The organism is Streptomyces sp. NPDC044002 (assembly GCF_056434525.1).
This window is the reverse complement of record NZ_JBWKEZ010000004.1, coordinates 160,231-171,645: the sequence shown is the minus strand read 5'-3', so window position 1 is coordinate 171,645 and position 11,415 is coordinate 160,231. Positions and strand designations below refer to the sequence as shown.

Genomic DNA, 11,415 nt, shown 5'->3' with positions numbered 1-11,415 from the left:
GATCAACTTCAATAGTGGTGTTACCCGGGGCTACCCCTATCGGCCCCCACAAACCCCTGCGGAAACCCCTTAAGCGGCCTACTGGTCAACCCCTATTCGGTAATCCGAGGAGCATTCATGTCCCTTCCCGTAATGGACGAAGAGTTTCTGAGCAACCCCTATCCGGCCTTCGCCGGCCTCAGGGCACAGGGGCCGGTGCACCGGATGCTGCTGCCCAGCGGCCTGCGGGTCTGGGCGGTCGTCAGCCACGAGGAGGCCCGGATCGCCATGACGCACCCGGCGCTGTCCAAGGACATCGACACCTCGGTCGAGCTGGGCTACTTCGACCGCGAGATGAGCGAGGGCGGCACGCCCCGGCTGGAGCACAGCTCGGTGGGCCGGCACATGCTCAACATGGACCCGCCGGGCCACACCCGGCTGCGCAAACTGGTCAACAAGGCCCTGACGGCGCGCAGCGTGGAGCGGCTGCGGCCGACGATCGAGCGGATCAGCGCGGAGCTGCTGGACTCCGTCGAGAAGGCGGCCGCCGATTCCGGCGACGGCGTGGTCGACCTGGTGGAGCACTACACCGCGGTCTACCCGGTCAAGGTGCTCGGCGAGCTGCTGGGGATCACGGCCGAGCACCTGCCGGTGCTGGTGGGGCTGACGGCCGCCATCATGTCGAACGACAACGAGAACGCCGGCGCGAACATGGCGAGGTTCGGGCAGCACATCGGGCAGCTGGTCCAGGAGAAGCGCGCCGAGCCGGGCGACGACCTCATCAGCGCGCTGGTGACCGCCCGCGACGACCAGGACCAGCTCTCCGACGTCGAGCTGGTCTCGACGGTGTTCCTGCTGGTGGTGGCCGGCTACGAGACCACCGTGAACATGATCGGGCACGGCGTACGGGCCCTGCTGGGCCACCCGGAGCAGCTCGCGGCGGTCCGCGCGGACCCGGGCCTCATCCCGGCCGCCAACGAGGAGTTCCTGCGTTACGAGGGCCCGGGCAACCGGGCGACGCTGCGCTACGCCACGGAGCCGCTGGAGCTGGGCGGGGTGACCGTGGGGGCCGGCGAGTACGTGTCGGTGCTGCTCGGGTCGGCCAACCGGGACGAGGCGAAGTTCGCCTGCCCGCACATGCTCGACGTCAGCCGGTCCACCAACGGCCACCTCGGATTCGGGCACGGAATCCACTACTGTGTCGGCGCGCCGCTGGCCCGGGCGGAAATGGAAATCGCCCTTCGCGATATTCTGGCCCGTTTCCCGGACCTTTCCCTCGCCGTGCCGGATTCCGAATTGCGCTGGCGCAAGAGTTTTATGATGCAGGGCCTGGAGACGCTTCCGGTGCGTCTTCGCCCGTAGGGGGCGGCGCGAAGGGAAAGGGCCTGCACCGGGCGGATCGCTCCTCCCGGCGCAGGCCCTCCTGCTTTCCCCCTCCTACCGGTCCTACCGGCCGAATTCGGCCTGGATGAAGTCGAATATCTCGTCGGCGGAGGCGGTGCCCAGGGCCGCGGTGGTGGTCGCTGCGGCGGTGGTCGCCGCGGCGCCGGGCGCCGGCGTCCCGAAGAGGGCCAGCAGGTCCGCGAGGCGCGCGGACACCTCGGCCCGGACCTCCTCGGAGTCCTGGGCGGCGGTCGTCCGGAGGGCGCCCTCCAGCCGGTCCAGTTCGCCGAACACCGCCGGCCGCGGCTCCTCGACCACCAGAAGGCCGCGCAGGAACGCGGCCAGCGCGGCCGGGGTCGGGTAGTCGAAGACGAGGGTGGTGGGCAGGCGCAGTCCGGTGGCGGTGCCGAGGCGGTTGCGGAGCTGGACCGCCGTCAGGGAGTCGAGCCCCAGCTCCAGGAAGCCGCGGTCGGCCTCGACCTCCTGCGGGCCCGCGTGCCCGAGGACGGTGGCGGCGTGGCCGCGTACCAGGTCGGACAGGACGCGGGTGCGCTCGTGCTCCGGGAGTCCGGCCAGCTGGTGCGCCAGCGAGGTCACGGGCGCCGCCTCGGCGGCGGCCCGGCCTACCGGTGCCGGGACCAGGGCTCGCAGCAGCCGGGGAACGCTCTCGCCGGCCGCGGCCTGGGCGCGTACCGCTGCGAGGTCGATCCGCATCGGGACGAGCAGCGCCTCGGGGGAGTTGAGCGCGGCGTCGAAGAGGCCGAGGCCCTCGGCGGTCGTCAGGGCCTGGGCCCCGGCGCGTTCGATGCGGGCGAGTCCGGCCCCGTCGAGGTGTCCGGTCATGCCGCTGCGTTCGGCCCACAGGCCCCAGGCGAGGGACTGCGCGGGCAGGCCGAGGGAGCGCCGGTACTGGGCGAGGGCGTCGACATAGGCGTTGGCGGCGGCGTAGTTGCCCTGGCCGGGGGCGCCGAACAGGCTCGCGGCGGAGGAGAAGAGGACGAACGCCGACAGGCCGAGGTCCGCGGTGAGTTCGTGGAGGTTCCGGGCGGCGTCGGCCTTCGGGCGCAGGACCGCGTCGAAGCGTTCGGGGGTGAGGGACTCGACGACGCCGTCGTCCAGGACGCCGGCCGTGTGGACGACCGCGGTCAGCGGGTGCCCGGCCGGGATCGCGGCCAGCAGTGCGGCCAGGGCGTCCCGGTCGGCGACGTCGCAGGCGGCGACCGTCACCGAGGCGCCCAGGTCGGACAGTTCCGCGACCAGGTCCTCGGCGCCGCCGGAGCGGCTGACCAGCAGCAGGTGGCGGACGCCGTGTTCGGTGACCAGGTGGCGGGCCACCGCGCGGCCCAGGGTTCCGGTGCCGCCGGTGACCAGGACGGTGCCGTCGGGGGCGAAGGGCGGCTCGCCGGGCCCCTCCGTGCCCGCGGCGGCGGCCGCCCGGGCCAGGCGGGGGGCGTGCACGGTGCCGCCGCGGACGGCGCTCTGGGGCTCGCCGGACGCCACGGCGCGGGCCAGGGCGTCGTGGTCGGCGGCGCCGTCGGTGCCGGTGCCCGGCTGCTCCAGGTCGATCAGCAGGAACCGTTCCGGGTGCTCCGACTGCGCCGAGCGCACCAGGCCCCACACGGCCGCCTGGACCGGGTCCGGAGCCCCGTCGCCCTCCCCCGTCGCCACCGCGCCCCGGGTGACCACGGCCAGCCGGGAGTCCCCGAGCCGGGCGTCGGCCAGCCACGACCGGAGCAGGGCGAGGGTGGCCGCGGTGGCGGACCGCACCTCGGCGGCGCCCGCGGCGGGCGAGGCCAGCACGAGCGCCGGCAGCGCGGTGAGTTCCGCGAGGCCGCCGATCCGCCGCGCGCCGGAGGCCGGGCCGGGGGTGTCCGGGCCCAGCACCGCCCAGGACCCGTCGGGGGCCGCGGGGAGCGCGGGGACCGGGGTCCAGTCGAGGCGGAACAGGGAGTCGCCGTGCCCGGGGCGGGCCCCGGCGAGCTGCTCCCGGTTCAGGGGCCGCAGCACCAGCGATCCGACGGCGGCCACCGGGAGGCCCGTCTGGTCGGTGAGTTCCAGGGAGACGGCCTCGTTCCCGGCGGGGGCGAGGGCGACCCGCAGCGACCGGGCGCCGGTGGCGTGCAGGGTCACGTCGTGCCAGGCGAACGGCATCCGGCCCTGGCCGATCCCGCCCTCGCCGCCGTCCCCGCCGTCCCCGTCGGCCAGTGCGCCGAGCGGGATGGCGTGCAGGGCGGCGTCCGACAGGGCCGGGTGCAGTCCGAAGGCGGCCGCGCCGGCCTGCTGCTCCTCGGGCAGGCGGACCTCGGCGAAGACCTCCTCGCCCCGCCGCCAGGCGGCGTGCAGGCCCCGGAAGGCGGGCCCGTACCCGAAGCCCGCCGCCGCGAAGTCGGCGTAGAGGCCGCTCACGTCGACCGGGGTGGCGCCCTCGGGCGGCCACACCCCGAAGGCGGGGGCGGCGGGGGCGGTGTCCGGGGCGAGGTGTCCGCCGGCGTGGCGGGTCCACGGCTGCCCGGTCCCGGCCGGGTCGGTGCCCGCGCCGTCGGGGCGGGCGTACACGGCCACCGGGCGGCGGCCCGCCGCGTCGGCCGCGCCGACGGTCAGCTGGACCTGGACGCCGCCGTGTTCGGGCAGCGGCAGCGGTGCCTCCAGGACGAGTTCCTCCACGCGTGCGCAGCCGAGCTGCCGGCCGGCGTGCAGGGCGAGTTCCAGGAAGGCGGTGCCCGGCAGCAGGGCGTGGCCGAGCAGCGCGTGGTCGGCGAGCCAGGGGTGGGAGGCCGGGGAGAGGCGGGTGGTGAAGAGGAACCCGTCGGTGTCGGGCAGCGGGACGGCGGCGCCGAGCAGGGGGTGGCCGGCGGAGCCGAGGCCCAGCGCGGTCGCGTCGCCGGCGGGGGCGAGCGCCTGCGGCCAGTACCGGCTGCGCTGGAAGGCGTACGTGGGCAGCTCGGGTGCGGGGTGCGGCAGCCGTCCGGCGTGCGCCGCGTCCCAGTCCACCTGCACGCCGTTCACGTGGGCGGCGGCGAGGGAGGTGAGGAAGCGTCCGGTGCCGCCGGCGTCCCGGCGCAGCGTCTCGCCGAGGAAGGCGTCGGTGCCGGTCCGTTCGAGGGTCTCGGCGAGGCCCACGCCCAGCACCGGGTGGGGGCTGATCTCCAGGAAGTGGGCGTAGCCGTCGGCGGCGAGGGCGCGGACGGCCTGCTCCAGCTGGACCGTCTGGCGCATGTTGCGGTACCAGTAGCCGGCGTCGAGTCCCCCGGTGTCCAGGAGGGTGCCGGTCACGGTGGAGTAGTAGGGGACGGCGGACTCGGCCGGGGCGACGGGGGCGAGGGCGTCGAGCATCCGTTCGCGCACCTCCTCGATGCGCGCCGAGTGGCCCGGGGTGTCGACGCCGGGGACCCGGCGGGCCCAGACGCCGTCGGCCGCGAGCTTCTCCAGCATCTCCTCCAGGGCCGTGCGGTCGCCGGCGACGACCACGGAGGTCGGTCCGTTGACGGCGGCGAGGGAGAGCCGGCCGTCCCAGGCGGGCAGCAGGGCGGCGACCTTGTCGGCGGGCAGGGCGACGGAGGCCATCGCGCTGGTCCCGGACAGCTCCAGCAGGGCCTGGCTGCGCAGGGCGACGATCCGGGCGCCGTCGGCCAGGGAGAGGGCGCCGGCGACGACGGCGGCGGCGACCTCGCCCTGGCTGTGGCCGACCACGGCGGCCGGTTCGACGCCGCAGGCCCGCCAGAGTTCGGCGAGGGAGAGCATCACCGCGAACAGGGCGGGCTGCAGGACGTCCACCCGGTCCAGGGAGGGCGCACCGTCCGCCGCCCGCAGGACGCCGGTCAGCGACCAGTCCACGTACGGGGCGAACGCGGCCTCGCAGGCAGCGATGCGTTCGGCGAAGGCCGGGGAGGCGTCGAGGAGTTCGAGGGCCATGCCGGTCCACTGCGAGCCCTGCCCGGGGAAGACGAAGACCGGCCGGACGCCGGAGGCCCGGGCCGTGCCGGTGATCAGCCCGTCGGGGCGTCCCGCGTCGTCCTCGCCCGTGTCGGGGCCGGCGGCCAGTGCGTCCAGCCGGCGCAGGAGGCCGGGCCGGTCCCCGGCGAGGAGGACCGCGCGGTGTTCGAAGGCGGAGCGGGTGTGCAGGAGGGCGGCGGCCACGGCGTGCGGGTCGGCGGCGGGGTCGGCCGCGATCCGGTCCCGCAGCCGTCCGGCCTGCGCGCGCAGGGCCGGTCCGGTGCGGCCGGAGACCGGCCAGGCGACGGTCGGGGCGGAGGAGAAGGCCGCGGGGCGGGGGGCGGGCGCGGCGGTGTCCGCGTCAGGGGCCTCGGCGGCCGGGGCCGGTGCGGCGGGGGCGTCCTGCGCCGGGAGCGGGTCGGGGGCCTGTTCCAGGATGGCGTGGGCGTTGGTGCCGCTGATGCCGAAGGAGGACACGGCGGCGCGCCGGGGCCGTCCGGTCTCGGGCCACGGCCGGGCCTCGGCGAGCAGTTCCACGGCGCCGGAGGCCCAGTCGACGTGCGGGGTCGGCTCCTCGGCGTGCAGGGACTTGGGGAGTACGCCGTGCCGCATGGCCATGACCATCTTGATGACGCCGCCGGCGCCGGCGGCGGCCTGGGTGTGGCCGATGTTCGACTTGAGCGAGCCCAGCCACAGGGGCCGGTCCGCCGGCCGCTCCTGGCCGTAGGTGGCCAGCAGGGACTGCGCCTCGATGGGGTCGCCGAGCGAGGTGCCCGTGCCGTGGGCCTCGACCGCGTCGATCTGGTCGGCGGTCAGCCGGGCGTTGGCCAGGGCCTGGCCGATGACCCGCTGCTGCGAGGGGCCGTTGGGGGCGGTGAGGCCGTTGCTGGCGCCGTCCTGGTTGACGGCGCTGCCGCGGATCACGGCGAGGACCTCGTGGCCGTTGCGCCGGGCGTCCGAGAGCCGCTCCAGGAGGAGCATACCGACGCCCTCGGACCAGCCCGTGCCGTCCGCGTGCGCGGAGAAGGGCTTGCAGCGGCCGTCGGGGGCGAGGGAGCGCTGCCGGCTGAACTCGACGAAGGAGGCGGGCGTGGACATCACCGTGGCGCCGCCGGTCATCGCGAGGGAGCACTCGCCGCGGCGCAGCGACTCGGCGGCCAGGTGCAGGGTCACCAGCGAGGACGAGCAGGCCGTGTCCACGGTGAGGGCGGGGCCCTCGAAGCCGAAGCCGTAGGCGATGCGGCCGGAGGCGATGCTGCCGGCGCTGCCGTTGATGACGTAGCCGGCCAGTTCCTCCCGGCCCTCCAGGAGGTTGGCGTAGTCGTGGTACATCACCGAGAGGAACACTCCGGTGCGGCTGCCGCGCAGCGAGGCGGCGTCGATCCCGGCGCGTTCGACGACCTCCCAGGCGGTCTCCATGAGGAGGCGCTGCTGGGGGTCCATCGCGAGGGCCTCGCGCTGGTTGATGCCGAAGAACCCGGCGTCGAACTCGGCGACGCGGTCGATGAAGCCGCCCTCGCGGGTGTACGTCGTACCGGGCCGGTCGGGGTCCGGGTCGTACAGGGCGTCGAGGTCCCAGCCGCGGTCGGCGGGGAAGGGGGAGATCGCGTCGACCTCCCCTTCGAGCAGCCGCCACAGGTCCTCCGGCGAGGTCACGCCGCCGGGGAAGCGGCAGCCCATGCCGATGACGGCGATGGGCTCGTGGCCCGCTTCCTCTGCGTCGTGGAGCTGCTGCTTGACGGAGCGCAGTTCGACGGTCGCGCGCTTCAGGTAGTCGCGGAGTTCTTGTTCGGTCGCCATCGGCATTGCCCTTTGTTGTCTGATGTCGGAAACAGCTGCGGAGGGAACCGCGCGTTCCGCACCGACCGGGCCCCGCTCAGTGCGCGTCGGAGTCGGCCGTGGCGGAGAGCAGCGACAGGCGGCTCGCGGTCCGGTTGACGTCGAGCGGCAGGTTCTCGCCCCGCAGTACGTCGTCGAGCGGTGCCTCTCCGACGAGGACGAGGCGTACGTCCCGGTCGCAGAGCACGTCGATGAGGTTGGCGAACCGCTGGGCCGCGTCCCGGTCCTCCCCGGCCAGGCGGGGCAGGCCGGAGAGCACCCAGACGGGGAAGCGGTCCACCGCCGCCAGGTAGTCGCCGGTCGAGTACGGCCGGTCGCACAGGTCGTGGAAGTCGAACCAGACCAGGTCGCCGCGGACCGCCAGCGCGGGTACGGTGCGTCCGCCGCCGACCTCCACGGGCTGCCGTTCGGCGGCCTCGGGCGGGGTGAGGCCCTGTCCGGCGAGCTGCTCGCCGGTGCCGGGCCACAGGTAGGCCCCGCGCTCGAACTCGGAGCGGGCGGCGCCGGATCCGTACTCGGCCCGGTAGTCGCGTCCGCCGCCGAGCTCGACCACGTCCATGGTCTCTTCGAGCATCTTGATCGTGGGCTCGAACATCTCGTGGAAGACCGGGTTGGGGAGCAGTCCGGCCGGGGGGTAGTTCGAGGTGGTGAGCAGGGTGATCTTCTGGTCGAGGATGGACCTGAGCACCCGGCCGATCAGCATCGCGTCGCCGGCGTCGTGGACGTGGAACTCGTCGAAGACGAGGAAGCGGCAGTCGCCGAGGAGTTCGGTGACGGCGCGGTCGGTGACCCGGCTGTCGCCCCGGTTGCGGTGGTAGGCGGCGTGGAACTCGCGGAAGAAGTCGTGGAAGTGCAGCCGCCGCTTGTTCCGCAGCGGTACGGCCTCGTAGAAGGTGGTGGTCAGCCAGCTCTTGCCGCGGCCGACCGAGCCCCACAGGTAGACCCCGCGCGGTGGTGCGGCGGGGCGGCTGAACAGTCCCCGGCGCCGCGTCAGGCCGGCGCCGAGTTCGGCGAGCCTGAGGGCGGCCTGCCGCTGGGCGTCGTCCAGGACGAATCCGGCCTGCTGGGCGGCGCGTTCGAACTCCCGCATCAACTGATGATCACCAGTTTCCCGTTGGTATCGAATCCCGATCGCACGAGCGATCAAGAGATGATCATCTTTCCCGACGCGTACGGTCCCCTCCAAGACTGGGTCACCGCGGCCCCCGCCATCACCCCTGAGCCGGGCACGGGCACCCCTGCGCCCGCCCCGGGGACCCCTAATCCCCTACGCGGCCGGCCCGGCCGGGGCGGGGGCGAGGCCGCGCACGGCGGTGCGCAGGGCGGCGGCGACGAAGGCGTGGACCCGGTCCAGGTGCTCCTGGAAGGCGAAGTGGCCGCCGGTGAGCACCAGGCGGTCGAACGGCCCGGTGGTGATCTCGGCCCACTCGGCGAGCGCGGCGACCGGCACGTAGGGGTCGTCGTCGCCGCCGATCGCGGTGACGGGGCAGCCGAAGGGCGGTGCGGGGCGGTGGCGGTAGGCGTCGCAGAGCTCGAAGTCGGCGCGCAGCAGCGGCGAGACGAGGTCCAGGAGTTCGGGGTTGCGGAACACCTCGGCGGGGGTGCCGCCGGTCTTGCGCAGCCACTCGCGGAACTCGTTCTCGGGCAGCTCGTGCAGCGGGCTGCCCTCGGTGCGGGGGCGGCGGCCCGGCATGCCGCTGCCGGACACGAACATGCGGATGGGTTCGGGCAGGCCGGCGGCGACCAGGCGGCGGGTGAGTTCCAGGCCGAGCATGGAGCCCATGCTGTGGCCGAAGACCGCGTACGGCCGGTCGACGAGCGGGACGATCCGCGTCATCAGCACGTCGAGGAGCGGCTCCACGCGGCGCAGCAGCGGCTCGCCGAACTCGGCGCCCCGGCCGGGCAGTTCCACGGCGTGCACGTCGACGTCGGGTGCCAGTGCCTGCGGCCAGCCGCGGCGGTAGGTAACGGCGCTGCCGCCGGCCCACGGCAGGCAGAAAAGCCGTACGGGTGCGTCCGGGCACTCCACGTCCCAAGGCCGACGGACCACGGTTCCCCCAAGATCGCTCGCTCACACGTGTCGTCGCGCCCGACGTTACGGCGGCGTACGCGCGGCCCCCACCCCTGCCGGGGCCCCTGCCCACCCCTGTCCGGGGCGGGGGGGGCGGGTGGGGTGGGGGCGGGGGCGGGGGCCTGCCTGCCGGTGTCAGTCCCGGGTCCCGGCGGGACCGGTGCCGGTGCCGGTGCCGGTGCCGGGGGCGGGGGCGGGGTGGCGGGGCGAGGACTTGCGGACGGAGCCCGGCGCGGCGCGCTCCGGGCGCCCTCCGGCCCGTTCGGAGGAGGCCAGCTGCCAGGGGACGCTGGTGACCATGACGCCGGGCTGGAACAGCAGCCGGGCCTTGAGCCGCAGGGCGCTCTGGTTGTGCAGCAGGTTCTCCCACCAGCGGCCCACCACGTACTCGGGGATGAACACCGCGACCACGTCGCGCGGGTGGTCGGTGCGGAACCGGTGGACGTACTCCAGGACCGGGCGGGTGATCTCCCGGTACGGGGATTCGAGCAGCTGCAGCGGTACGGGCATGCCCGAGCGCTCCCACTCCCCGCGCAGCTCGGCGGCCGCGTCCGGGTCGACCGAGACCGAGACGGCCTGGAGGGTGTCGGGGCGCAGGGCGTGGGCGTACTCCACGGCGCGGAGGGTGGGCTTGTGCAGCTGCGAGACGAGGACGAGGACGTGCGTCCGGCCCGGGAGGGAGGCCACCGGCTTGTCGCGGTCGGGTTCCAGTTCCTCCGCGACCCGGTCGTAGTGGCGCCGGATGACCCGCATCAGCGCGTACAGGCCGGCCATGGCCAGGCACACCAGCCAGGCGCCGCTGACGAACTTGGTCGCGAGGACGACGGCCAGCACCAGGGCGGTGATGCCGGCGCCGACGGCGTTGATGGCGCGGGCGCGGCGCATCGCGGAGCGGCCGCGGGCGTCGACGGTGCCGGGCAGCAGCCGGTTCCAGTGCCGGACCATGCCGATCTGGCTGATGGTGAAGGAGACGAACACGCCGACCGTGTAGAGCGGGATGAGCTGGGTGACGGCGGCGTCGAAGGCGTAGATCAGGAGCGCGGCCGCGGCGGCGAGGATGACGATGCCGTTGCTGAAGGCGAGGCGGTCGCCGCGGGTGTGCAGCTGGCGGGGCATGAAGCGGCTGCGGGCGAGGATCGAGCCGAGCACCGGGAAGCCGTTGAAGGCGGTGTTCGCGGCGAGGACGAGGATGATGCCGGTCATCACCGTGACGAAGTAGAACGCCGGGGAGAAGCCCTCGAAGACGGTCTTGGCGACCTGGGCGATCACCGGGTCGGGGAGGCCGGCGTCCTGCCCGGTGGCCGGGTCGACGAGGGTGCTGCCGTGCGTCGGGTCGGCGAACTTGGCGCCGGTCTCGTACGCGAGGGCGGTCACGCCGACGAACATGGTGACGCCGAGGACGCCGAGGAGGACCAGGGTGGTCGCGGCGTTCTCGCCCTTGGGCCGGCGGAAGGCCGGGACGCCGTTGCTGATGGCCTCCACGCCGGTGAGCGCGGTGCAGCCGGAGGAGAAGGCGCGCAGGACGAGGAAGGCGAGGGCGAATCCGGCGATGCCGGCGCTCTCGCCCTGGATGGTGAGGTCGGCGGTCTCCGCCCGCAGCTCTTCGCCGCTGATCAGCCGTGCCGCACCCCAGACGATCATGCCGAGGACGGCGATCATGAAGGCGTAGGTGGGTATCGCGAACGCGGCGCCCGATTCGCGGACGCCGCGCAGGTTCATCAGGGAGATCAGGACGACGACCGCGATCGCGGCCTCGACGCGGTGGCCGGCCAGCCAGGGGATGCTCGCGCCCAGGTTCTCCACGGCCGCCGACACCGACACGGCGACGGTCAGCACGTAGTCGCACAGCAGCGCGGCGGCCACCACCAGGCCGGAGCGTTCGCCGAGGTTGGTGTTGGCGACCTCGAAGTCGCCGCCGCCGCTGGTGTAGGCGCGGACGTTCTGCCGGTAGGAGGCGACGACGGTCAGCAGCACCACCACGACGACGCCCGCGATCCACGGCGTGTACTGGTACGCCGCGATGCCCGCCACGCCCAGGGTGAGCATGATCTCCTGCGGTGCGTAGGCCACGGAGGAGAGGGCGTCGCTGGCGAAGATCGGCAGGGCGATCCTCTTGGGCAGCAGTTGGCCGTGCTGTTGCTCGCTGCGCAGCGCGCGTCCCAGCAGTACCCGCTTGGTCAGGTCAGTAAGGGTGGACACGCGGACCGATG

5 protein-coding genes are annotated in these 11,415 nt (G+C 74.4%); 1 reads left to right on the top strand and 4 read right to left on the bottom strand.

The features are described 5' to 3' along the window. Window positions 1–117: 117 nt before the first annotated feature. Window positions 118–1,341, top strand: coding sequence for a cytochrome P450 family protein (locus AC07A6_RS04735; protein WP_478776068.1), 1,224 nt, complete (start codon window positions 118–120; stop codon window positions 1,339–1,341). 84 nt (window positions 1,342–1,425) lie between these two features. On the opposite strand, the gene AC07A6_RS04730 is transcribed toward AC07A6_RS04735, so the two are convergent. From AC07A6_RS04730 to AC07A6_RS04715, 4 genes are all read right to left on the bottom strand, one after another. Next, window positions 1,426–7,065 carry a type I polyketide synthase gene (locus AC07A6_RS04730; protein ID WP_478776113.1) on the bottom strand — a complete coding sequence of 1,880 codons (5,640 nt, stop codon included), beginning with the start codon at window positions 7,063–7,065 and terminating at the stop codon, window positions 1,426–1,428. A 106-nt stretch (window positions 7,066–7,171) separates the two neighbouring features. Beyond that, window positions 7,172–8,224 carry a cell division protein ZapE gene (gene zapE / locus AC07A6_RS04725; RefSeq protein ID WP_385758184.1) on the bottom strand — a complete coding sequence of 351 codons (1,053 nt, stop codon included), beginning with the start codon at window positions 8,222–8,224 and terminating at the stop codon, window positions 7,172–7,174. Window positions 8,225–8,401: 177 nt separating this feature from the next. Further along, entirely contained in the window at window positions 8,402–9,184 is a 783-nt protein-coding gene (locus tag AC07A6_RS04720; protein ID WP_362465228.1) for a thioesterase II family protein, read from the bottom strand. Window positions 9,185–9,340: 156 nt separating this feature from the next. Then, window positions 9,341–11,404: an APC family permease gene (locus AC07A6_RS04715; protein ID WP_478776067.1), complete on the bottom strand. Its 2,064-nt coding sequence runs from the start codon at window positions 11,402–11,404 to the stop codon at window positions 9,341–9,343. Window positions 11,405–11,415: the final 11 nt, after the last annotated feature.